At 61.1% G+C, this 24,564-nt stretch carries 15 protein-coding genes and 1 pseudogene; 9 read left to right on the forward strand and 7 right to left on the reverse strand.

Annotated features, from left to right (window positions below; translation table 11 throughout):
• Positions 1–605 precede the first annotated feature (605 nt).
• Positions 606–4,345, reverse strand: a pseudogene (locus FME68_RS00010) (multifunctional oxoglutarate decarboxylase/oxoglutarate dehydrogenase thiamine pyrophosphate-binding subunit/dihydrolipoyllysine-residue succinyltransferase subunit).
• Between the two features lie 153 nt (positions 4,346–4,498).
• Positions 4,499–5,266: a hypothetical protein gene (locus FME68_RS00015; RefSeq protein ID WP_158395258.1), complete on the reverse strand. Its 768-nt coding sequence runs from the start codon at positions 5,264–5,266 to the stop codon at positions 4,499–4,501.
• Positions 5,267–5,381: 115 nt separating this feature from the next.
• On the opposite strand from FME68_RS00015, the gene FME68_RS00020 reads away from it, so the two are divergent.
• The 3 genes from FME68_RS00020 (at position 5,382) to FME68_RS00030 (ending at position 8,990) form a co-directional block, all read left to right on the forward strand.
• Entirely contained in the window at positions 5,382–7,121 is a 1,740-nt protein-coding gene (locus FME68_RS00020; RefSeq protein WP_158395260.1) for a carboxylesterase/lipase family protein, read from the forward strand.
• A gap of 76 nt (positions 7,122–7,197) precedes the next feature.
• Positions 7,198–8,076, forward strand: a complete 879-nt coding sequence (locus FME68_RS00025) for a hypothetical protein (protein WP_046648885.1) — start codon at positions 7,198–7,200, stop codon at positions 8,074–8,076.
• A 62-nt stretch (positions 8,077–8,138) separates the two neighbouring features.
• Positions 8,139–8,990: a hypothetical protein gene (locus FME68_RS00030; RefSeq protein ID WP_158395262.1), complete on the forward strand. Its 852-nt coding sequence runs from the start codon at positions 8,139–8,141 to the stop codon at positions 8,988–8,990.
• Between the two features lie 50 nt (positions 8,991–9,040).
• On the opposite strand, the gene FME68_RS00035 is transcribed toward FME68_RS00030, so the two are convergent.
• The gene (locus tag FME68_RS00035) at positions 9,041–9,562 is read right to left on the reverse strand and encodes a hypothetical protein (RefSeq protein WP_230308833.1); all 522 of its coding nucleotides are present in this window, start codon (positions 9,560–9,562) and stop codon (positions 9,041–9,043) included.
• 94 nt (positions 9,563–9,656) lie between these two features.
• On the opposite strand from FME68_RS00035, the gene FME68_RS00040 reads away from it, so the two are divergent.
• Positions 9,657–10,892, forward strand: coding sequence for an MFS transporter (locus FME68_RS00040; protein ID WP_046648886.1), 1,236 nt, complete (start codon positions 9,657–9,659; stop codon positions 10,890–10,892).
• A 345-nt stretch (positions 10,893–11,237) separates the two neighbouring features.
• Here the strand turns inward: FME68_RS00040 and FME68_RS00045 are convergent, their stop codons facing one another.
• Genes FME68_RS00045 through FME68_RS00060 form a run of 4 tightly spaced genes read right to left on the reverse strand, consistent with a single transcriptional unit; the run spans position 11,238 to position 17,148 of the window.
• A complete protein-coding gene (locus FME68_RS00045; RefSeq protein WP_046648887.1) occupies positions 11,238–14,354 on the reverse strand; it encodes a DUF3427 domain-containing protein in 3,117 nt (1,038 codons plus the stop codon).
• On the reverse strand, positions 14,351–14,743 hold the full coding sequence (locus tag FME68_RS00050) for a (deoxy)nucleoside triphosphate pyrophosphohydrolase (protein ID WP_158395264.1): 393 nt from the start codon (positions 14,741–14,743) through the stop codon (positions 14,351–14,353). Before FME68_RS00050 ends, FME68_RS00045 begins: the two co-directional genes overlap by 4 nt.
• Positions 14,744–14,776: 33 nt before the next feature.
• Entirely contained in the window at positions 14,777–15,745 is a 969-nt protein-coding gene (hutG, locus tag FME68_RS00055) for a formimidoylglutamase (RefSeq protein ID WP_046648889.1), read from the reverse strand.
• Between the two features lie 2 nt (positions 15,746–15,747).
• On the reverse strand, positions 15,748–17,148 hold the full coding sequence (locus FME68_RS00060; RefSeq protein ID WP_046648890.1) for an amino acid permease: 1,401 nt from the start codon (positions 17,146–17,148) through the stop codon (positions 15,748–15,750).
• 368 nt (positions 17,149–17,516) lie between these two features.
• Between FME68_RS00060 and FME68_RS00065 the strand changes: the two genes are divergently transcribed.
• The 5 genes from FME68_RS00065 (at position 17,517) to hutU (ending at position 24,547) form a co-directional block, all read left to right on the forward strand.
• Positions 17,517–18,863 (forward strand): YjiH family protein, encoded by a 1,347-nt coding sequence (locus FME68_RS00065; RefSeq protein ID WP_046648891.1) that lies wholly within the window; start codon positions 17,517–17,519, stop codon positions 18,861–18,863.
• Between the two features lie 37 nt (positions 18,864–18,900).
• Positions 18,901–19,629, forward strand: a complete 729-nt coding sequence (locus FME68_RS00070) for an IclR family transcriptional regulator (protein ID WP_158395266.1) — start codon at positions 18,901–18,903, stop codon at positions 19,627–19,629.
• A gap of 184 nt (positions 19,630–19,813) precedes the next feature.
• Positions 19,814–21,367 carry a histidine ammonia-lyase gene (gene hutH, locus FME68_RS00075; protein WP_158395268.1) on the forward strand — a complete coding sequence of 518 codons (1,554 nt, stop codon included), beginning with the start codon at positions 19,814–19,816 and terminating at the stop codon, positions 21,365–21,367.
• 594 nt (positions 21,368–21,961) lie between these two features.
• Positions 21,962–22,516: a DUF559 domain-containing protein gene (locus FME68_RS13115; protein ID WP_230308834.1), complete on the forward strand. Its 555-nt coding sequence runs from the start codon at positions 21,962–21,964 to the stop codon at positions 22,514–22,516.
• 354 nt (positions 22,517–22,870) lie between these two features.
• The gene (gene hutU, locus FME68_RS00085) at positions 22,871–24,547 is read left to right on the forward strand and encodes a urocanate hydratase (RefSeq protein WP_158395270.1); all 1,677 of its coding nucleotides are present in this window, start codon (positions 22,871–22,873) and stop codon (positions 24,545–24,547) included.
• Positions 24,548–24,564: the final 17 nt, after the last annotated feature.

Genomic DNA, 24,564 nt, shown 5'->3' on the forward strand with positions numbered 1-24,564 from the left:
GACGCAACACCAGCGGATTGTGGTGTCGCCAACATCAACTATGAAAGAAACCCCATGCAGTACCGGATACACGGAACACCGGTACCAACTACGCGGACTCGCGGTACCAACTACCCCAAATCGACATTGATTGACCCGGTGACGTCGTTCGCTCACCTCGGCACTGGGGCTTAACTAGTGGCGCGCGTCCTTACGTGTGACTGTATTCGCCGCCTTCGTTGCTTCACCTGTGGCATCCCGTCCCGGTGTTCGTCGTCAAAGAAGCCACCTGTGGTGCTGCCTTTCATGCAAGCCTCCCTTCGCGCTCGCGGGGGTGCGTCGGGAGGCTGATTGAGGTTCCACCGTGAGCGCGAAGGGGAGGGGCGCGGTCATGGTCGCGGGGGACTGGTTAGTCGATGTGACACTGGAAACTTTGCCATTGCACTTGCACGCAAGGTCGTTGCGGTGCCCGCCCGCGGCGGTTCGGCTGGCTTGGAGCCCTCGTCCCTGGTCGTCTTTCTAGCGAAATAAAAGGCCCCGGCCACCACGCTCGTAGTGAGTTCGTGGTGGCCGGGGCCTTGCTAGCGTCGCTGTGCTGTGTGCCAGCGCCTGGGGCTTAAGCGCCTTTAGACGTCGAAGGCTTCCTCCAGCAGGTTCTTCTGCTCAATCTGGTGAACCTTCGCGTTACCGGTAGCAGTCGAGGACTGCGAGCGGCGGGAGACGCGGACCATCTCCGGCATATCCGGGATGAGGTCGCGCAGGTGCTCGTTGTAGAACGGCCACGGGCCCTGGTTGGCCGGCTCGTCCTGTACGAAGCGAATCTGCGTTGCGTTCGGGTAGGCCTCGAAAGCCTCACGCAGGCGGTTGAACGGAATCGGGTGGAGCATCTCCACGCGCACGATGGCGATGTCGTCGCGGCCATCGGCTTCCTTCTTCTTGGCCAGCTCCCAGTAGAGCTTGCCGGAGACCAGCATGATGGTCTTGACCTTGTCGGTATCGCCGACCTTCTTGCCGTTGATGTCAACGTAGTTCGGGTCGTTGATGACGGACTGGAACTTCTTGACCTCAGTGAAGTCCTCCACAGAAGAGGTCGCGGCCTTGTTACGCAGCATGGACTTCGGCGTGAAGACGACCAGCGGGCGCTTCATCTCACCGAGTGCCTGGCGGCGCAGCAGGTGGAAGTGGTTAGCCGGGGTAGACGGCTGGGCCACGGTCATGGAGCCCTCAGCACACAGCTGCAGGAAGCGCTCAATGCGGGCGGAGGAGTGGTCCGGGCCCTGACCCTCGTAGCCGTGCGGCAGCAGAAGGATCAGGCTGGAGAGCTGGCCCCACTTGGCCTCACCGGAGGAGACGTACTCATCGATGATGGTCTGCGCACCGTTGGCGAAGTCACCGAACTGTGCCTCCCAAGCCACGACAGCATCCGGGTTACCCACGGTGTAGCCGTACTCGTAGCCCATGCCAGCGAACTCGGTCAGCGCGGAGTTGTAGACCATGAACTTGCCGCCATTGCCCTTGGACTCAGCCAGGCGGGCAACCGGGTTGTACTCGTTGCCCGTGCGCGGGTCGAAGGCCACAGCGTGGCGCTGGGTGAAGGTACCGCGGCGGGAATCCTCACCGGCCAGACGCACGACCTTGCCGGCGTTAGCCAGGGAGCCGAAGGCGATGAGCTCGCCCCAGCCCCAGTCGATGCCGCCCTCACGAGCAGACTTCTCGCGGTCCTTAGCCACCTTGGCCACGCGCTTGTGGTACTCGAAGCCCTCCGGAGGGTGCCGTAGGCGTCACCAATCTCGGCGATTTCCTCGGCAGTGATGGAGGTGTCCAGACCACGGGTCAGCTCCTGGGAGGAGGTGATACCGGTCTGTTCCTTCGGACCAGCCTCTTCGGCCTTCTTGTGGTCGGCGAAGACGGACTCCATCTGGTCGTGGAAGTCGCGTGCAGCTGCCTCAGCCTCTTCATCGGAGAGGTCACCACGGCCGATGAGCTCCTCGGTGTAGCGCTCACGAACGGACTTGTGGTCATCGATGATGTCGTACAGCAGCGGCTGGGTCATGGACGGGTCATCGGCTTCGTTGTGGCCGCGCAGGCGGTAGCACACGAGGTCAATGAAGACGTCCTTGCCAAAGCGACGGCGGTACTCGGTAGCGAGCTTGCCCACCCAGACAACAGCCTCCGGGTTGTCGCCGTTGACGTGGAAGACCGGGCAGTCGAAGCCCTTAGCCAGGTCGGTGGCGTAGTGCGTGGAGCGGCCGGAGTCCGGGGTGGTGGTGAAGCCCACCTGGTTGTTGACCACAACGTGGACGGTGCCGCCGGTGGTGTAGCCGCGCAGCTGGGACAGGTTGATGGTCTCCTGGACCACGCCCAGGCCGGTGAAGGAAGCATCGCCGTGGAGCATGATCGGCACCACGGTGTGTGCGCCGGCGCCCTTGTCCAGGATGTCCTGCTTGGCGCGTGCGATACCTTCCATGACCGGGTCAACAGCCTCGAGGTGAGACGGGTTAGCGGCCAAGGTGACCTTGATTTCGCCGTCACCGAACATCTGCAGGTGCTCGCCCTCAGCGCCCAGGTGGTACTTCACGTCACCGGAGCCGCCCATCTGGCCGCCCTTGTAGTTGCCATCGAACTCGCCGAAGATATCCGCCAACGGCTTGCCCACGATGTTGAAGAGCACGTTGAGGCGGCCGCGGTGCGGCATGCCGATGACGACCTCGTCGAGGTCCTGGCCGGCAGCGGTGTCCACGATGGAATCCAGCAGGGCGATGAGGGACTCAGCACCCTCCAGGGAGAAGCGCTTCTGGCCCACGTACTTGGTCTGCAGGAAGTTCTCGAATGCCTCAGCGGCGTTGACCTTCTGCAGGATGTACTTCTGCTCGGAGTTGGTCGGCTTCGGCATTCCGGCCTCAATCTGCTCCTGCAGCCAGCCGCGCTCATCGCGGTCCAGGATGTGGGCGTACTCGGAGCCAACCTTGAGGGTGTAGGCGGCGCGCAGGCGGCTGACCACCTCACGCAGCGTCATGGTCTCCTTGCCACCGAAACCGCCGACGTTGAAAGTGCGGTCCAGGTCCCAGATGGTCAGGCCGTGGGTAGCCAGGTCCAAGTCGCGGTGGTCCGGCCAGGGCAGACCCGGCTGCTTCCAACCCAGCGGGTTGATGTCCGCGAGCAGGTGGCCACGGGAGCGGTAGGCCTCGATGTACTGCATGACGCGCGTGTTCTTGTCGACGCCCGTGTTGGGGACGTCGGCAGCCCAGCGGAAGGGCTGGTAGGGAACGCCCATCGATTCGAAGAGCTCGTCCCAGAAGGCATCGTCCAGAATCAGCTGGCCCACGGTGCGCAGGAACTCACCAGACTCCGCGCCCTGAATGACGCGGTGGTCGTAGGTGGAGGTCAGGGTAACCAGGCGGCCGACGCCGAGGTCCGCCAAGCGGTCGGCAGAGGTACCGGCGAACTCGGCCGGGTAGTCCATGGAGCCCACACCGATGATGGAGCCGGAGCCCTTGGTCAGGCGGGCGATGGAGTGGCGGGTGCCGATGCCGCCCGGGTTGGTCAGGTTGATGGTGACGCCGGAGAAGTCATCCATCGTCAGCTTGTTCTTGCGGGAGCGGTCAACGATGTCCTGGTAGGCATCGATGAACTCGGAGAAGGTCTTGTTCTCCGCTTCCTTGATGGCAGCGACGACGAGGGCGCGGGAGCCATCCTTCTGCGGAAGGTCGATGGCCAGACCCAGGTTGACGTGCTCCGGCTGGACGACGGTGGGCTTGCCGTCCTGCAGCTCGTAGCGCACGTTCATATCCGGGTGGATCTGCACGGCCTTGACCAGCGCGTAGCCTAGGATGTGGGTGAAGGAGATCTTGCCGCCGCGGGTGCGCTTGAGGTGATCGTTGATCATCGCGCGGTTTTCCCACATGAGCTTGACCGGGATATCGCGCACCGTGGTAGCGGTGGGGATCTCCAGGGACTCGTCCATGTTCTTGGCGATTGCCTTGAACATGCCCTTGAGTACGCGGGAGCCCGGCTCCGGTGCTTCCTTGATGCGGTCCAGCGGGGACTCAGACTTCTTCGCCGTCTTCTTCGCAGCCTTCTCGGCGGCGGGAGCCTTGGAATCGCTCGGTGCCTTAGCACTCGGAGCAGCGGAAGACTTCTCCGCAGCCTGGGCCTTCTTCGGCGCGGCCTGTGCCGCGCTCTTCTTCTGGGTGGGGGTGCTGGATTGAGCGTTCGCAGCCTTGGACTGTGCGGCCGACTTCGGTGCCCCGTTGGCCTCAAAGTACTCGCGCCACTCCTTGTCTACGGAGTTCGGGTCCTTGGAGTACTGCTGAAACTGTTCGTCAATCAGCCACGCATTCGGGCCATAGATGCTCGAGTTGCTCACGGCAGATGCTCGCCTCTTTCTGTGCTTCTAAGTTTGTCTTTGTTCGACTCTAGTAGGCCAATCCACGGGTGCGAAAGGCACCCCGAAAAGTGTCTCCCCTTATGATACGGCCCTTGTAAGTTTGCTCACTACCCTGGGCGGGTTTCGCCCCTTTTATTCCCCCTGCAGGGGGGAGAGCTGGGTGCCCGCATGGTTGATCACTTGGCGTCCCAATTTACGGTTGGCGGTCGTTCCCAGCACCGCGCCCACACCCATCGGCAGCAGCTTGGACACCCATGCCCACTTGAGCTTCTTGGTGGCCTGCCTCATGAATAGCTTGGTCAAGCGGCCGTTGAGGCCGCTAAGGGTGGGGCCGGAGAATCGCGAGAGGGTAGCTGCGGAGGTGACGCCGGACAGCGAGGTTGCATCACCCACAAAGGTATCGACCAACGCGCTGCCTTGGGAGCCGGTGAGCACCACCAAGACCAGCGCGCGGCGGCGCTCCTTATCCCGGATGTTGTCACCGCGCAGGTGCGCGGAGGCGAGAATGTACCAGGCGGCGGCTTCAAGGAAGACCAGGGATTCCGCGCCGATAGTGGCTGCGCCGGTGACCAGGCCGATGCCAGGGATAGCCGCGCAGGCACCCGCGGCAGCACCGGTACCGGTGATGATGTTCATGAAATGCTTGTCAATGAGCTCTTGCAGCTCCGCAGGGCTGGCGTCGGGGTTGCGCTTCTTTAGGCCCTCGACATAGTTGATGATGACGGAGGACTGGACGGAGACGACTTTGTCGATGGCCGCCAGGAATCCCTTGGTGATGCGGTTGGCCTCATCCACCTCCAAGGTTCCCACAGCCTCTGCGGAGCCGGCCTGATCGACCGATGCATCCCGGCGACTAATGTCCTTGCCCTCTTTCTCCTTGTTAAAGACCTTGTCCAACATTGTCTCACCTAACTTTTTAACTAAATCTGATTGTGAATCTGAACTGTATGTTTACCACCGTATCGAAAAAGCTTTATCCAGCGCGCTAGCAGGGTGGCGCACTAGGGTATGAGACATGAGCGAGTTTGAGCCTTTCCCTCCGCGTGAGGTCAGCGCGGCTGCGGCGCGCTTGCTTGCAGATTCCCTCCACGCCCGTGCCCTCGCCGCACAGGAGGCGGCACGCACCGCGCTTGCCGACGATCTCACGGTGCTCACCACCGGCGGCTGGGTACGAGGTTGCATCGAGGAAGAGTTGCGCACGGACCGCCCACTCAGCGCTCCTGTCCGCTCGTGGCGCGGTATCCCTTTTGGCGCAGATACCTCGGGTGCCAACCGTTTCAGGGAACCGCGGCCAGTCCCGGCGTGGGAAGGAATCCGGGATTGCCGCGAGTTCGGGCACGTGGCCCCGCAGCCGGTGTACTCCTGGACCGACCGCATCGAGGGTGCAGAAGATTGCCTGACCCTTGATATTGTCCGCCCACACCGCACAGGTCCTTCGGAAAGTTTGGCAGGCTCTGGAGCTTCGGCGGATTCCACGGCAGGGGAAAAGTTGCCCGTCGTGGTGTATTTGCATGGTGGCAGTTTCATTGTGGGTTCCTCCCACATGCTGATGCTGCGCGGCTTCGAGTTCGCAGCCCAGATGGACGTTGTTTATGTTTCGGTGAATTTCCGCTTAGGCGCCTTGGGCTACCTCGATGTCCGCAGTCTTGGCGGTGAGGCCTGTGCCAACCCGGCTGTGGCGGATCAAGTCTTAGCGCTGGAATGGGTACGCGAAAATATCGCGGCCTTCGGCGGGGACCCAGACAACGTGACGCTTATGGGTGAATCCGCCGGCGGCGCGGCCGTCCTCACTCTCATGGCGGTGCCGCGTGCAGAAGGGCTTTTTCACCGCGCGATTGCGCAGTCGCCGCCGATCGGCATGATTCATTCACGAGCGCAGTCGGTGTTTTGGGCCCGCGAGCTGGTTCACAAGATGGCCTTGCCGCGCGATACCACAGCTGATGATCTGCGCTGCGAGGACTTCGCGGACCTAGTGCGCTCTGGCCAGTCCATGATGTGGCGCGCGGGCGAGTTGCTGTACCTGAATTCCTGCTATGCGCCGACTGTCGACGGCGACCTTATTCCGCAACATCCCATCGAAGCCTTTGAGGACGGCAACCAACACCCGATGCCGCTGCTGGTGGGAACCAACTCCGGTGAGGCCAGCTTTGGAAAGTTTCTCTTCCAACGCCAGAGCGCCCGGGAGCGCGCGGCCCTGCGGCTGCTCGCTTCTTTTGATCCGGAGAGCGCACCGGATGTCATCGCGGCATACGGCGGTGCGGTCTCCCGCCGCGACTTTGGGGACTTGCTGACCGACGCCCTCTTTTGGGCCCCTACTGTCCGCGTGGCCTCCGAACACGCACGGCGCTTCCCGACGTGGATGTACCGCTTCGACTTCGCACCGGCGGCACTGCGCTGGTTGGGTTTGGGGGCGATGCACTCGATGGAGCTTTCCAATATCTTTGGCGATCCAAGGGCATCGCGTGTTTCCTTCCTGAACAGCATTGCCAAGCCTTCCGAGATGGAGGACGTGACCGAGGCCATGCAGGCGCAGTGGGGCGAGTTCATTCGGGGCGGCGCGCCTCTAGACAACTGGCCGCAATACCGCGCGCCGCAGCGCTCGACCATGGTTTTCGATGTGGAGCCGCGCGTGGAGGAGGCGCCGATGGAGGGACGTCGTCAAGCATGGGAGGCCTATGACATGTTGGAGTGGGGTACTGGGCGCCCGGAGATTCTGAAGGAACTGGGATTCCTGCTCGATGAGGAGAGCTATTGACGAGGATCGCAGGTAAGATGTGTGGGGCCTTGGCAGCAGCCCGGGTGAGACTCCCACATGGACGGATGTTAATCACATGAGCTTTTTTGAAGATATCGCCTCTGCGCTGGACGGGGAGGGCATTGAGTCCCGCGTCAACGACGATGTGATGTTCGTGCCCATCACCTCCGATTTGGAAATCCAGTTTGTGGAAATTGACCCCATCCTGCCGGCGGCCAACGTCTACATTGCCGCAGCCGATGTGGATGAAGATGATGAAGACTTCGAGGCAGTTTTAGTTTCCGTGGCGTTCTCCGTGGAGGATGCAGTCGAGGCTGTATCGCGCCACATCGCTACCGACCAGGTGGTGACGGTGCTGCGTGACCTGCTGGAGGGCACCGATGAACGCATCGCTGAGTTGGAGTTTCTCCAGGATGAGTTCAACCCGAACCTGGTCGTGGCTGAGGTGGCCAACGACTCGGAGCTGCGCGTGCTCGTGGAAACTATCGACGGTGTCCCGAGCGCGATCGTGCGTTTCCTCTCCTTCGACTTCGATGAGGAAGAGCTCGATGAGCTGGAGGATGAGGCGATCAGCAAGCTCTGGGAAATCGATACCCCGGAGGACATCAGCGAGGAAGAGCGCGTTGCCATCTTCGGTGATGCGGACGACGAAGACGGCGGGCTAGCCCCCATCATTGAGGTTCCCGCCGAGGCCCTTGAACTGGGGACTTATACCGACTTCGACCGTCTCTTCGACGTGCTGAGCCTGGTTTCTGATCAAGCCTTAGATTGGGAAGCACAGCTGGTGAGCATCGATGACGATGACTTCGACGAGCCTGAGGTCTATGACATCTTCGGCGCCGATGATGAGGACGATGATGACGTTCTCTTCGACGACGATGATGACGAAGACGATGATGATTACGACGAGGACGGAGCAGAAGTCGCCGATAGCGACGGTGACTCCGAGGACTAAAAGCTCCCAGGGTAGGGTAGGTGCGTACTTTTCCCTACGTTAATGAGGAGCAACCAAAACACATGCCGGACAAGAAGGCATCGCGGAGCCAACACCTGTGTGTTGGCTCCGCCCTAGTGTGTGCGGCTCTGGCTTGGGTCCTGTCGCTGAATTCGAACTACGGTAGCGGGGACTATGTTTTTGGCTCCGTCCTCTCCATCAGTGTGTGGTGTCTGACACTGCTCGGCGCCGTTCTTTTCCTTGCCGCACAATGGCGTTCTTTAGGCCATCACGCATTGCTTAACCCGTTGCTGGCGGTGGTAGTGAACCTTGTGCTGTCCTCGTTGATTTTTAACGTGAGCGTTCCCTTGTACTTGGACATGATGGGCACGGCATTCGTGGCAATTGTCTACGGACCCGTCTTGGGAATGGGCACGGCGCTTTTGACTGCGTGCTTGGCCAGCATCAACAACCCGCTGCTTTTGGTGTACCTACCGGTGGCCCTGGTGGTGGCCTACTTATTCGGCTGGCTGGCGCGCCGTGGTGCCTTTAAGCGGATGATGGTCATGATGCTCGCCGGCGCTGGTGTGGGAGTAGTTGCTGGGCTGTTGACCACGATGTGTACCTTGCTCTTGCCCGGTGAGTATGGACAAAGCGGACCCAGCAAGCTCATGGCCCTGTGGGAGCTAATTTTGCATGACGGACGCCTGGCAGTTCTCATGCAGAGTCTGAGCTCCGACGTGATTGATAAGACGCTCACGACTCTGGTGGTTTGCGCAGCCATCCGCTTCGCACCGAAACCGCTTCTCTGTCTTTATGACTACCCGGAGACTCGCCCGTCCCGTGCTCGCGTCTTAACGGAGGACAGGTTCACGCTTTATCTTGAACAAGATCCGCCTCGCAACCTCTTAGAGCGAGTTCAGCGCTACTTCTAAGTGGAGTCGCAGTCCCGCCTACTCAGGTCGATACCTGAATAGAAAGGGCATTAAGCGGCCTCGCTGAAACCTTCAAAGAGGGAAAGCGGTGAATGCACCGGGGTATAGGTGCTATCCACCAGCCACACAAACGTTGCCGCACTGCTGCTGGAAATCTCATGAACTGCGGAGACAAGCTCCTCTGGGACCAATGCCCGCACCCACGCCTCCGCCAGTGAAGGGGCGACGGGACGTCCGGCCGGATCGGTGATACGCACCGTGATGAGGTAGGCGGGCACGCGCCTTTCGCCATAGCCCAATACGCGGGCCTTTGCCCGCTCACCTACGCGGTGACGCGAGACAGTAAAGGTCAGCGGTAGTGATTCGCCGCCTTGTATATCCACTGGTGGCAACACCTTGGACGGTGGGCGCCACTGCGGAGTGGGCCGCGCGAGCGATCGCGGATGGCGGATGATGCTTTCAATGGAGCGAAGAGTTTCATGGTGGTGGTAGAGGATCTCCGTGGTCAGCTCACCGGGGCTGAGCGTGGACGGGGACTGAACGGACTGGTGAATGCTGCTGTAATTCTTCATGGCGCACACACTAGATGCCTGTGAGGACATTCCACGTCAAAGTGTCGAACTATTGTTCGAAGATTTGACGTCGTGGGCTAGAGTGAGTGGCGATATGAAAAATACTGCAGAACCGCAGGTAAAAATCCCGCGGGAAATTTGGGTCATGGTCACCGCCGGGTTCATCATCGCCTTGGGGTACGGGCTCATTGCACCGCTGCTGCCGCAGTTCATTGTCAGTTTCGACGTCTCAATGGCTGCGGCTGGTCTCGTAGTCTCCGTCTTTTCAGCTAGCCGCCTTGTCTTCGCACCCGCCGCCGGGTTTCTCATCGACCGCGTGGGCACGCGCCGCGTCTACGTGACGGGCCTGTTCACCGTGGCAGTGACCACCGGTTTGGTGGGCGTGGCGCAGGAGTATTGGCAGATCGTTGCGCTGCGCACTATCGCCGGCATTGGTTCGACGATGTTCACCGTCGCGGCGATGGGGCTCATTGTGCGCCTGGCACCACCCAGCATTCGCGGGCGCTGTTCGGCCACCTATGCCACGTCTTTCCTCTTGGGTAACGTGATTGGCCCGCTCGTGGGCGCAAGCCTCTCTTTCTTGGGATTCCGTTGGCCTTTCTTCATTTATGGCGTTGGCGTCGCCATCGCCGCACTCGTTGTGTGGATCCTTATGCCCTCGGTCAATGAGACCGATGAACGTCGGCGTCACCTAACTCCAATGCGCTTGGAGGAAGCTTGGGAGGATACTGCTTTCCGTGCAGTGCTCACGTCGAACTTTGCCCAGGGCTGGATCAATATGGGCGTGCGCGTGGCGGTTCTCCCGCTCTTCGCGGCCGCCATTTTTGCCAACGGTGCATCTACATCAGGCGTTGCGCTAGCGGCCTTTGCCGCGGGCAACGCCATCGTCTTGCAGTTCTCCGGCTCCTGGTCGGACCGCGTGGGGCGCCGGCCACTCATCGTTGCGGGACTTGTGGGCTCCGCGTTGTTCGTGGGCACACTGGGCTTGGCGACGAACATCGTCTCCCTCCTCGCCCTCTCGGCCCTGTCCGGCGCGGCCTCGGGCCTCATTGCCCCTTCGCAACAAGCAGCCGTGGCGGATATCGTCGGCTCGAAGCGCTCGGGTGGTCAGGTGCTGTCGACATTCCAGATGGCAGGCGACTTTGGGCAAATCTTAGGCCCCATCGTCATTGGACTGCTGGCGGATAGGTACGGGTTTGAGACGGCCTTTGGCTTCTGTGCGGTTATCGCCGCGGCTGGCGTTGTGGCGTGGATTTTCGGCCGCGACACGTTGGGGGAGAGGAAAGGTATCCTGCACGGTCTGCGCCGCCGCTACCGCCCGCGGCGTTAATAGACAAAAGACTGGAAGGCTCCGTCAGTATCTTTCTGGCAGAGTCTTCAGGGCCGTTTAGTTCTAGTGGGTGCGGCGCGCTTTCTTGCTGCACGCAGCCCAGCGAGGGGTGGTGCCAGTTTTGAAGCTGCGCTCCCGAAAACGCGTAAAGCCATACACGGAAGTTTCGGAAACGTTATCAGGGCGGCTCCACCTCTTCCGGCTACGCTCGCTCGCAGCTGCCATAACCGTCCTCCACGCTTCTGCACCAAGGCATCAGAGACTAATCTTTTCTTAATCTGCTAAGGAAATCTTAATTTAACGGGGCTTACGGCGTCAACTTCATAACCTGACCATAATTGAGGTTTAAGCCACAGTGCGCCCGGCGGCGTAGAGCTGCTTAGGCATATCGCGGCGAAGACTCCATTCAAACTGGATGGGTTTCTCGCCTCGATGCGAGACGTAATCGACATTGCCCAAGAAGGTATACGCCGACGCCGTGTCCACCTTGTTCCGCTTGGTAAAACGCGTGGCGATGATGATGTTGCCGTTGAGTTCGTGGTGGTGGATGTAGCGTCGGGCCATTGCGGACTTGAGCGACGTAGTGGATTGGGACTCCCAGTGCAAACGATCAGGCGCCAGTGGGTAATCGCGGTAATTCGTGGAGGCACTCACATTCTCATCCTTCTGGAAAGTTACCAGGAAGAGATCGGTATTAGTGGCGTCGAAGCGGCGTACTCCCTCGCGCGGCAAATTCGCGAGCTTGCGTAACGGGCCATCGTCCAACGCCCCGACCAGTTCGGCAAGACTGTAATCCGCGTGAGTCTCCAAGACGCTATTCGTAGACTTCTCTGGAATGATGCGGGAGCGGTCGAGCGTGAGCTGCATGACCTGAGTTGCCTCAGCGACGAAGGAAGGACAGGCCCGGATGATACGCAGGGCCTCATCAAGGGATTCCGGCACCGTCGTATTTGAATTTGCCCACAGAGCCAACACGAGCATGGTGGCATATCGGGTTTGCTCGGGAGTCATATCCTTCTCCTTGGGACCGTCCGGGGAAACAAGAAGGCTGTAGGCCGCTACGCGGTTGGGGTCATTGATGTGCAACAGCACGCGGATTCGGCTGAGAAGGAATTCTTCGTGCTCGCCCGCGGGGCTGGAAAGTAGCAGCTTCTCATCACGCAGCAGCGTGGTCCACGTAATTCCCTTACGGCGGTAGATATCTTCCACCGGAACACCGGAGCTATTAAGGAAGCTAGCGAGATCGGTTGTGCCGTAATCAGAAATGAGCGCTCGTATCTTTTTAACGGAGTTACGGGCCAAGCGCTTGATGTTCTTGAGAACGCGTTCGGTCGTTACTCGGTCCAAGGTGATGTTGGAGCCCGGCGGAGCAGTGGGGAATCCTTGCTCTACCTCTTTAGCCAGGTTCTTTCCACGTGCGGCAGTCAGCACTTTGAAACGCGATTCGAAATCGAATTCCTCGTGCTGGAGACCTAAGAAATCAAAGACGGTACAGGCGTTCTTTCCTTCGTTGAGGCGCAGACCTCGGCCTAGCTGTTGGACGAAGAGCACCGGGCTTTGCGTCGGGCGCAGAAGCAACAGCGTGTTGACCGCTGGGATGTCGATGCCTTCGTTGAAAATATCGACCGCGAAGATGATCTTGATCGTGCCTTCGCGAAGCTGCTCGATGGCGCGACGACGCTCATCAACGCTGAGCTTGCTGCTTACTGCTTGGGCGGGGATGCCGAAAAGGTTGAATTGCTCGGCCATGTATTCGGCATGGGCGATGGTCACACAGAAGCCAAGGGCCTTCATATCGGAGAGGTCGAAGATACGGCGGTTGAGCTCATTGATGATGAACCTGGTGCGCTTCTCACCGGCCTTGATATAGAACTCGCTTAGCTCCGCAATCTGGTAGTCTTTTTTCCCGCGGTTCCAGGTCAGGCTTGTCAGGTCAGTATCATCGTCGACTCCGTAGTAGTGCAACGGGGCGAGAAGCTGGAGACGCAATGCATCCCAGAGACGAAGTTCATGGGCCACGCGGTAGTCGAAGTACTTTTGTACGTTTTCTCCGTCGCCGCGCTCTGGTGTGGCCGTTAGTCCTAGGAGTTCACGCGGTTGGAGGTAGTCAAGTACTGCACGATAGGTCGGGGCCTCAGCGTGGTGGAACTCGTCAATGACGACGACTTCAAAGTGATCCGGCGCAATTTGGGCCAGGCGCTTCCCGTGTAGAGACTGGATGCTCGCAAAGACATGGTCCCACTCGGCAGGCTTCTTTTCGCCGACGAGGAGCTCGCCAAACCCCGCGGTGCTAAGCACCTCGCGATAGGTCCGCTGGGCCTGGGTAAGAATCTCGCGCCGGTGGGCAATGAAAAGCAGTCGTGGTCTGCGCCCCAGCTTCTCACTTAAGCGGCGGTAGTCAAGTGCCGCCACAACTGTCTTGCCTGTACCAGTAGCAGCAATGAGCAGGTTGCGGTGGCGGTCGTGGACTTCGCGCTCGGAGTCTAAAGCTTCGAGCATTTCCTCCTGGTAGGGGTAGGGCTCGACGCGAAGGCCTGAGAGCTCGAGCTTTTCACCGGGCTTTGCTTCTAGAAATCTGGCACTGCCGAGGGCCTCCTTGAGGCGCTCATAGTCTTGGGCCGGGTCAAATGCTTTGAAATGAGTGTCGTACCAATAGCTGTCGAAAGTCTTGATGAACTTCTCGATGATCTCCGGAGTGGAGGAGCGAGAGCCCCGGACATTCCATTCCCAACCGTCAACAAGCGCTGAGCGCGAAAGGTTTGAGCTACCGATGAATGCGGTGTCGAACCCAGACTGGCGGCGAAAGAGCCAGGCCTTGGCATGCAACCGTGTGGTCTTGTGCTCGTAACAGATCCGGACTTCAGCGCCGTAGTCTTCCACGAGGCGGCGTACTGCGGCGGCCTCGGTCGCCCCGCAGTACGTCGAAGTGATAACACGCAGTGGGATCTGATGATCCCTGAGGTATTCCAATTCATCGCTGATGACCGCGATGCCTGAAGTCTTGATGAAAGCGCACAATAAATCGACGGAGTCCGCAGTGCGGATCTCGCGGGCAATCTCGACCGACATATTCGTGTCGTCCACGCTGTTGGTGAACAAGGCGCTGGAGTTGAGCGAGACTTCCGGGAGTTTCGGAGCCTCTTCGAGCTCTGAACTATAGATGGCGTAAAGCAGTTCTTCGGCGGAGATGGACTCATCTTCCCCGAGGTGCTGGGCCAGTCCATTGATGAGGGCTACACGCTCCTCGGGCTTAGTTAGCTCTGTGAGCTTGTGCTCGAGGACTTTGGCAAAATGCTGGGACACCGCCGCGGCGAACCGCGGGTTGACATCCTTCTTGGAACCGGGGGCGATGCCGGTTGCTGCCGTGGGCCGGGCACGCGTGGTTTCCTCGATTCGCTCCTGGATACGAGCAGTGACTGGGGTTTCGTAGATGCCAAACGGCAGGATGGATTCGGAACTCATAGGCGCGAAGAAAGTAGTTTGACGGCGGGGATATCGGCAGGGGCCCAGTCGAGTTCCCGGGCCTCAGTAGGGGTGACCCAACGGGTGGCATCGTGATCACTAAGAACGAGTTCCCCGGAATCCTTAGTGCACAAGAACGTAGTGAGTTCGATGGTGGCGAAAACGTACTCGTACACAGTCGTGGTGACCTTGTCACCCACGGTTGCGATGACGGACAGCTCTTCCTCGATTTCGCGCGCGAGAGCCTCCTTAGGTGTCTCGCCTTCTTCAATCTTGCCGCCTGGAAATTCCCACATGCCGGCGAGTGATTTTCCTGGAGCTTTGCGACAGGCCAGGAATCGCTTGCCGTCTACGAAGACGGCTCCGACGACGCGAATCGGTGAACTCATGGGCACTAGTATGCCGGCTGGCCGGCGTCCTATCTAGGAATTCGTTTTTGTGGTAGCAACAAAATGCGCCGTCACAATATCATCAATTAACCGCGCGGCCAGCTTGGCGGTGTGGCTGTCGGTGTCGAATTGGGGGTTGAGTTCGACGACGTCGACAAGCGCGAGGCGTCCCGTGGCGGCGATGGTGAGCGCGAGTTCACGGATGATGTTCAGGGGTACGCCGAGGCCGGCGGGGGCGGAGACACCCGGTGCTTGGTCGGCGGGGAGGACGTCTAGGTCGATGGAGAGGTGGATGGGCTTGGTGCCGGAGCAGATACTGTCGACGGTTGCGCGCAGCTGGGAGCGATCCATGTTGAGCAAATCCTCGTCGAGGACGACGGTGACACCGAGGGCGGAGGCTTCGTCGAAAAGCACGGGCGTGTTATTGGGGCGGGAAATTCCCAAGACGGAATAGTCAAAGTCCTCCCGGCCCACCAGTTCAGAGATCTGCTTAAACGGGGTGCCGGAGGTAGGCACATCCGCGGTGCGGAGATCAAAGTGCGCATCCAGGTTGATGATCTGCAGAGGGCCCTGTGCGCGGAAAGCACCGCGGTGGGAGCCGAAGGCGGTCTCGTGCCCACCGCCGAGGATGATGGGCAGGTGCCCGACGCGTGAGAGTGCCTCCACCGCATCGGAGAGACGCTCGTGGGCGGCCTCCAAGTCGGTGCCTTGGGTGGTGATCGTGCCGGCGTCGTAAAGCGGGTGCGTATGGTGCAGCGCCAGGGAACCCAGGGCGCTGCGCAGTGCGGCCGGGCCCGCAGCCGCGCCGGGGCGGCCATGGTTGCGCTCAACGCCCTCGTCGGAGGCAAAACCCAAGAGTGCCACGCCGGGTTGTTCCTGGGGGTTCGCTAGGTCGAGGGGACGAACTACGCTGTGCCACCGCGCATGCTCGGGGCCCGGGCCATCGGAGCGGCCGGACCACTCGGGGGCAGGGGAGTAGGCGGGGGCGTCAACGGTGTTCATGGTTATCCTTTCGTGGTTGTTCCTTGTGTGGCTGTTTCTTGTGGGGCACTCGCGGCGGCGCTGCGGCGGCCGGTGAGGTAGAAGATGGCGGTCATCAGGAGGATGAAGATAACGCCGGTGGCGAGTGCCGGGCGGTATTGCTCCTGCCACACCATGATGCCAAAAGTAAAGATGATGAAGGCGATGGAGAAGTACTGGCCCCAGGGCCAGAAGGGGACGGTGTATTCCAAGCTGGCGCGTTCCCCAGGCGACATCTGGCGGCGGGAAGCCACGTGGGCCAAGAGGATCATCAGCCACACGTAGATGGTGGCAAATGTAGCCAAGGAGGCGATGACCTCAAAGACGTTATCCGGGATAAGCGCGTTGAGTCCGGTGCCGATAATCATGACGATGAGCAGGATGATCATGGTCATCACCGGCACACCCCGAGTCTTTTTAGCCATGACCTTCGGTGCGAGGTTCTGGCGTGCCAGGCCGGTCAGAACGTTGCCGGCGCCGAAGAGATCCGCATTGATGGCGGACACCGCCGCGGTGATGACAACGACGTTGAGTGCGGCGGCAGCCCAGGTGACACCGAGGGTGGAGAAGATTTGGACGAAGGGGCTTTCCTCACCGGTGATGCTGCGCCAGGGGTTGATCATCAGGATGACCAGGATGGCCAGGACATAGAACAGCAGGATGCGCACCGGGATGGTGTTGACGGCCTTCGGTACGGACTTGGCGGGATCTTCTGCCTCCGCGCTGGCCACACCGACGATCTCCGTTCCACCGAAGGCAAAGAGGACCAGGATGAAGGAGGCGACCATACCGGAGACGCCGTTGGGGAAGAAGCCGCCATCGTTGACCAGGTTGGCCGGGCCGGTGGTCTCCGCGGTGGAGAGGCCGAAGACTAAGACAGCTACGCCACCTAGGATCATCGCGATGACCGCGCCGACCTTGACGATGGTGAAGGCGAATTCCAGCTCGCCGAAAGCCTTGACGGTGGCGAGGTTGGCGCCGCCGACGAGAAGCAGTGTGGCGGCGACCCACACCCACTTGGGTGAGCCGGGGAACCAGAATTGCATGTAGACGCCGATGGCGGTGAGGTCGGCGAGAGCCACGATGACCATCTCGAAGGCGAACATCCAGCCGGTGATGTAGCCGGCCCAGGGGCCTAAGAAGGTGCGGGCGTATTCGGCGAAGGAGCCGGTGACGGGGTGGTGCACGGACATCTCACCGAGTGCGCGCAGGAGGAAATAAACCACGGCCCCGCCGAGGAGGTAGACCAAGAGGACCGAGGGGCCGGCAGCCTGGATGGCGCCGGCAGAGCCGTAGAACAGGCCGGTGCCGATAGCTGAGCCTAAGGCGATGAAGTGCAGGTGCCGGTGTTTCAAGCCGGGGCGCTTGGTGGTGGTTTCTGCCACGGGGATGCGTCCTCCTCTGTGCCCCTGTTGTGGCGCTAGCTAGTCTTAGCGCTGCGGATGAGGGGAGTGGTTGGTGCGAGTGATTCCGGGAGCTACTTTCCTCTAGTTAGTGTGTCCGGTCAATTCCGCTACGGGGCAGAGGTCGATCTGCCCTATGACCCTGCACTCATTCGCTGCTCGGGGGTGACCTATGTGACATTTGTTCGGGGTGGCATTAGTATATGGAAGACCTGCGTGTGGCTGTCGCGTGGGCATGGCTACAAGCACTCGCCGTCGTGTGTTGGCGAGGGTGTGCTTGGCGCGTTCGTGTAGTGGACGTGTTGTGGCCGTGCTAATGACGTGTCGTTTCCACCACCGTGAGGTAGAACATGAAATCTGAAGACGCAATCGTTGACGCCTTCTACGAGAGCGAGGACGACGTCCCCTCCAAGAAGGGTATCTGGCGCCTCTTCGTCTACAGTGCTATCGGCGCTTTCGTATTCTTCTTTCCCATTAGCTACGACGGAAAGAAATCCATCCCGCTTGACCACATGGTCACCATCATCCGCACCTATGCGGACGTCTTGGTGCCTTGGTTCATCCTGGCGCTGGCGCTCTACGGCACGGTGCGCAGCATCGTGAATAAAAACTGGAAAGAAGGCCCGCTCCAGGCGGTCTTTACTGCGCTCAACGTGGTGGGCCTGGTGGTCTCCTTCCTGATGGTCATCGGAAAGCTTCCCGGAGTGCTGGGCAACGAGGACATCGTGCCCTTCCTGTGGAACTCGATTGCCACGCCAGTCGGGCTCATCGTGCCCATCGGCGGCGCGTTCTTGGCCTTGCTCATCAGCTACGGCCTTCTGGAATTCGTCGGCGTATTCATGCAGCCCATCATGCGCCCGCTGTGGCGCACGCCGGGGCGCTCCGCCATTGACGCGGTGGCCTCCTTCGTGGGCTCCTACTCTTTGGGAATCCTCATTACTGACCGCGTGTACCAGCGCGGCGGCTATACCGCGCGTGAGGCTTCCATCATCGCGACGGGCTTCTCGACGGTCTCCGCTGCCTTCATGGTGATCGTCGCCAAGCAGCTCGACCTGATGGATATGTGGGGCATCTACTTCGCGGTATCCCTCGTGGTGACCTTCCTGGTTACGGCGATTACCGTGTGGATTCCGCCGCTGAGCAGGATTCCCGACGACTACGTAGACGGCGTGCAACCGGACCCGGAAAAGCCAGTGAAGGGCAATTTCTTTAAGGCCGCGTGGCGGGAAGCGCTGCTGGCGCTGGACCGCGCGCCGTCTTTGGGCGCTGCCATTTGGGAGAACCTGCGCGATGGCGTGCGCATGGCGTCGGCGATTGTGCCCTCCATCATGTCTGTGGGCCTGATTGGCCTGCTGCTGGCTAACTTCACGCCGCTCTTCGATTGGCTGGGCTACCTGTTCTACCCGTTCGCGTGGATTGTCCAGTTGCCGGAGCCGGAGCTGGCGGGCAAGGCCGCGGCCATGGGCATTGCGGAGATGTTCCTGCCGGCGACGGCCGTGGCGGGTTCTGAAAGCATGGTGCTCAAGTTCGTCATCGGCGTGGTGGCGATTTCCGCCATTATCTTCTTCTCCGCGCTGGTGCCGTGCATCTTGGCCACCAAGATTCCGATCAAGCTGTGGCAGATCGTGGTCATCTGGTTCGAGCGCGTGGTGCTGACCATCATCATTGCGACGCCGATTGCCTTCCTGGTGACTTAGCTGGGACTTGTACGAGGGCTCACTAGAATGTGGGCCCATGAGTACCTCCCGAGTCCCGGCGGCGCGCAATGCGCTGGAGATCCTCCGGCTGCTGTCTACCATCGACGTGCCGATTTCCGCCGCTCGCATCCGCAGTGAGCTGAACCTGCCGCGCTCCACCACCTATCACCTGCTTAAGGAGATGGTGGACGCGGGATTTGTGGTGCACCTGCCAGAGAACCAAACCTATGGGTTAGGGCTCGTTGCCTACTCCATGGCCGCGGCTTATGCCACGCAGCAGCCCCTGGTGCGGGTAACCCAGGGGCACCTCGAGCGGATTGCCACCAGTGTTGGGGGGTCGGGGCACCTATCGCGTTTGGCGGGCTCGGAGATTTTGTACCTCAACGAGATTCGCGCGCCGGGAGCGCTGTCTTTGGTGACGGAGAGGGGAGTGCGGCTGCAGGCGCAGCGGACGGCCTCTGGGCGGGCGATGCTGGCCTTGCTCCCAGAGGCGGAGTGGCGTGCAGCATTCGTCCCCGGGTCCTTAGGTTTTGGGGAGTACAAGGAAATCTTGCGCCAGGTGCGCGAACGCGGATGGGCCGAAGAAGTTGAGGTGGTGGCGCGCGGGCAGGCGTCGGTAGGCGTGGCGGTGGTTGACCACGTGGGCAGGCCCGCGGCGGCGCTGGCGGTGACCTTCCCGGTGGGGACTGCCGACGCCGCCGACGTCGCACAGCAACTGCACGCGGCAGCGCAGCAGGTGGCGGAGAGGATGTACGGGCGCCGCTAAAAGGTAGTGCGCGGGGTATTGGCGCGCCGGGCAGCCTGTTGTACTATGAGCGCAACGCGTAAGGCTGTCGCGCGTATCACTATTTTTCTATTCTTGTGAAAGCAAGTACGTGTTTTCGCGTGCCTTCTTCCCTTCCACGCGGGTGGTGGGGCGGGGTACCGCAGCGACGTCAAAGGAGCCTTACATGTCTAATTCTTATCCCTCCACCGTGACCGTGGGTATCGGTGCGCTGAGCATCGAGGAGGTCGTGGCCGTTGCGCGCTATGGCGCGAAGGTGGAGATTTCTGAGGATGCCCTGGCGGAAATCGCCTCCACGCGCGAGCGTGTCGAGGAGCTGGCCCAGGATCCGACTCCGGTTTATGGCATTTCCACCGGCTTCGGTGCCCTAGCGCGCCGCCACATTCCGGAGGAGATGCGCGCGCAGCTGCAGCTTTCGCTCGTGCGCTCGCATGCAGCAGGCACGGGCCCGGAGGTTGAGCAAGAGGTCATTCGCGCGCTCATGCTGCTGCGCCTGTCCACCCTGTGCACTGGGCGTACTGGCGTGCGTCCGGTGGTGGCGGAAACCTATGCTGCGGTCCTCAACGCCAACATCCACCCGGTGGTCCGCGAATACGGTTCCCTGGGATGCTCCGGTGACTTGGCACCGCTTGCGCACTGCGCACTGGCGCTGCTCGGTGAAGGCGAGGTGCGCGTTGATGGCGGCGACATCACCCTGGCCGCCGAGGCCCTATCCGCTGCGGGTATCGAGCCGCTCAAGCTGCGGGAGAAGGAAGGCCTAGCACTGATTAACGGCACCGATGGCATGCTGGGCCAGCTCTGCCTGGCCATTACCGACCTGCGCGAGCTGGCCAAGACCGCCGACATCGCTACCGCGATGACGGTGGAGGGCCTGCTGGGTACCTTGGTGGTCTTTGCCGATGACCTGCAGCAGCTGCGCCCGCACCCAGGCCAGGCAGATGCTGCGGCCAATATCCTGCAGGTCGCAGAGGGATCGGAGATTCTCGCGGCCGCTCTCGAGGAATTTAAGAAGAAGCAAGTCCAGGACGCCTACTCCGTACGCTGTGCGCCGCAGGTGGCTGGCGGTTTCCGCGATACCGTGGCGCACACAGCAACGGTTGCGGAGCGCGAGCTGGCCGCGGCCGTCGACAACCCGGTGGTGGCCAAGGACGGGCGCGTGGTCTCCAACGGCAATTTCCACGGCGCGCCGGTGGCCTATGCGCTGGACTTCCTGGCCATCGTCGTGGCTGACCTGGCCTCCATCTCTGAGCGCCGTACCGATCGCTTCCTCGATGTTGCCCGCAACCGCGGCCTCAACGCCTTCCTGGCGGATGACCCGGGTGTGGACTCCGGCCACATGATCGCGCAGTATGCGCAGGCGGGCATCGTCTCTGAGCTCAAGCGCTTGGCCAACCCGTCTTCGGCGGATTCCATTCCGTCGTCGGCCATGCAGGAAGACCATGTGTCCATGGGCTGGTCGGGTGCCCGCAAGCTGCGCAAGGCAGTCGATGGCCTGCAGCGCGTCCTCGCCATCGAAATCCTTACCGCCGCCCGCGCCATCGATATGCGCGAGGGCCAGCCGGCCAAGGGTACCGGCGCGGTCATCGATGCTCTGCGCCAGACCGTCCAAGGTCCGGGCACCGACCGTTATCTCTCCCCGGAGATTGAGGAGACCGTGCGCCTGGTCAAGGAGGGTGCGCTGGTGGCTGCGGTAGAGGGGGCCGTCGGCACGCTGCGCTAAACACCTCCCGCCCCATGGCATGTGCCATGGGGCTTTTCTCTTGCCCTCTCAATTCCAAAAGTGCAGACCTAGAAGTGCAGACCTGCTGGTCGTCGCAAAGCACTGCCTTGGCGCTGGACGACGCCACCTGCATGAATGCACTTCCAGGTCTGCACTTTTGGCTGGGCACCGGATTGCAGGTAGTGCGGCGGAGGCGAAGAACGGAAGCCTATCTGTGGCGAGGCACACAAAGCTGGGTTATGAGTAGTGCATGAACAATGAACAACTCTTTAACTTCTTAGACCAGCATCTTATCGACCTTCGCAAGCTACCCAATGATGATCCCCGGTGGAAGAAGGTGCACGCCGGCAAGGTAGCCAAACTGGCGTGGTGCTTCGTACTGCCGATTATGCATTGGCACGAACTCAAGTCGTGGCAGAAGGAGACCACGAAGGCATATGTGCTCGGGTTGACCTTGCCCAAGGCAACATTAGTGGGAAAATCCGCCGCCCTTATTCACGGAATTCCGCTGGTTGTGCCGCCGACCGAATGGGAGCAACGTTGCCTTCGAACTCGGTACCTCCGCGATCTAAAGCCACTGTCCGTTATCGCCGCATGGACTTGCGCGGTAAAGAGACGGTGGTTCACGGGATTCGCGTGTCAACCCTGGAGCGCACGGCCATTGATATTGCGCGGTTCTATGGATTTGAGGAGGGGCTCGTTGCCGCCGATGACGTGCGGGCGCGCAATGTTGGCCAGTTCTGGATCAGTGAGACGCTCGGCGCTATGGGGAGAGTTAAGGGTGTTGCCGCCGCGCGGCGGGCGGTTGCTGAAAGCGTCAATTGCGCGGAGTCACCGTGGGAATCCTATGCCCGTGCCTTGATTCTTGCGGCGGACTACCCGGAGCTGCGCTGGGTCAAGGCGCAGTATGTGATTGAGAACTATCGAGCGGATCTGGTCATTAATGGGTGGCTCGTGATTGAGATCGACGGGAACGTGAAGTACCGCTTCGAGGCCGAAGAGGTGATTCGCGCGGAACACCGGCGCCAGCAGGCGATCCTCAACAAGGGCTATATCGTCCTGAGGTTTAGCCCAGAACAGTTGAGTTCGCGGCCTGACTATTTCCAGGAGACGGTGGGCAAGCACCTGGCACGCGGCCCGCGCTTGTAAAAGTGCAGACCTGGAAGTGCAGACCTGCTGGTCGTCGCCAAGCACTGCCTCGGCGCTTGACGACGCCCACCTGCATGAATGTACTTCCAGGTCTGCACTTTTGGGCTGGGCGGTGCTAGGCGGCTGGTGGGTTGGGTGTTGCTGGGGTGAGAGGAAATGGGCAGCGCGGCGCCCAATACTGGTCGGGCGACAGTCTTGTATCTGAGACAGGCGGGCAAAAAGAGCCCTAGAAGATGGTGCTGCGTCACAGTAGCTTCTGATGTGTGACGCTGACCAAGCCCCACAAGGGACAGCCCCGGGCAACCGGCCTTGGGGGTTTGGAAGGGCGTCGAAAAGCACGAGCGAAAGGAAGTCATGTCTGAACCCCGCGAAGTACGCGCCCCGCGCGGAACCGAAATCACCGCCAAGTCTTGGCAGACCGAAGCCCCGCTGCGCATGCTCATGAATAACCTCGATCCTGAGGTTGCCGAGCGCCCCGAGGACCTCGTAGTCTACGGCGGCACCGGCCGTGCAGCCCGCAGCTGGGAAGCATTTGATGCCATCGTGGAGTCGCTGAAGGATCTCGAATCCGACGAGACCCTGCTGGTGCAGTCCGGCAAGCCGGTCGGCATTTGGAAGACCAACGAGTGGGCACCGCGCGTGCTCATCGCCAACTCCAACTTGGTCGGCGACTGGGCTAACTGGGAGCACTTCCGCGAGCTCGAGGATGAAGGCCTGATGATGTACGGCCAGATGACGGCCGGCTCCTGGATTTACATCGCTACCCAGGGCATCTTGCAGGGCACCTTCGAGACCTTCGCGGCCGTGGCGAAGAAGCGTTTTGGCGGCACCCTGGCCGGCACCTTCACCCTGACCGGTGGCTGCGGCGGCATGGGTGGCGCACAGCCGCTCTCCGTAACCTTGAACGGCGGCGCCTGCCTCATCGTTGATGTGGACGAGACCCGCCTGAAGCGCCGCCAGCACAAGCGCTACCTCGATGAGGTTGTTAGCGACCTGGATGAGGCCCTCAAGCTGGTGCTCGACGCCAAGGAGAACAAGAAGCCTCTATCGGTTGGCTTGGTAGCCAACGCCGCCGAGGTCTTCCCAGAGGTCCTGCGCCGCCAGCGCGCAGGTGAATTCACCGTGGATATCGTCACGGACCAGACCTCCGCGCACGACCCGCTGAGCTACCTGCCCACCGAAATCACGGTGGAGGATTGGCACAACGAGGCCAAAGCAGACCCGACCACCTTCACCAAGAAGGCGCGCGAGGCCATGGCTGCCCAGGTCCAGGCCATGGTGGAATTCCAGGACGAGGGCGCTGAGGTCTTCGACTACGGCAACTCCATCCGTGACGAGGCCCGCAAGGCTGGCTACCAGCGCGCCTTCGAGTTCCCGGGCTTCGTCCCGGCCTATATCCGCCCGCTCTTCTGTGAGGGCCTTGGCCCGTTCCGCTGGGCAGCGCTCTCCGGCGACCCGGAGGACATCAAGGTCACCGACCAGGCGCTCAAGGAGCTCTTCCCGGACAACGAGCACCTGCACAACTGGCTCGATGCCGCCGAGGAGTACGTGGAGTTCGAGGGCCTGCCGGCGCGTATTTGCTGGCTGGGCTACAACGAGCGCCACAAGGCTGGTCTGCTCTTCAATGACCTGGTTAAGGAAGGCAAGATCAAGGCTCCGATCGTCATCGGCCGCGACCACCTCGACTCCGGTTCCGTGGCCTCCCCGTACCGCGAGACCGAGGCCATGCTCGATGGCACCGATGCCGTGGCTGATTGGCCGCTGCTCAACGCCATGACCGCTGTCTCTTCCGGTGCCACCTGGGTGTCCATCCACCACGGTGGTGGCGTGGGCATGGGCCGCTCCATCCACGCCGGCCAGGTCACCGTCGCCGATGGCACCGAGCTGGCCGCCGCCAAGCTGCGCGCCGTGCTCACCAATGACCCGGGCATGGGCGTTATCCGCCACGTCGATTCCGGTTACACTCGCGCCAAGGAAGTCGCCGACGTGCGCGGCGTGCGCATCCCGATGGAATTCAAGGCCCGCGACTAGACACGAGAGGAAAAGAA

This window comes from Corynebacterium hiratae (genome assembly GCF_009708045.1).
Lineage (GTDB): Bacteria > Actinomycetota > Actinomycetes > Mycobacteriales > Mycobacteriaceae > Corynebacterium > Corynebacterium hiratae.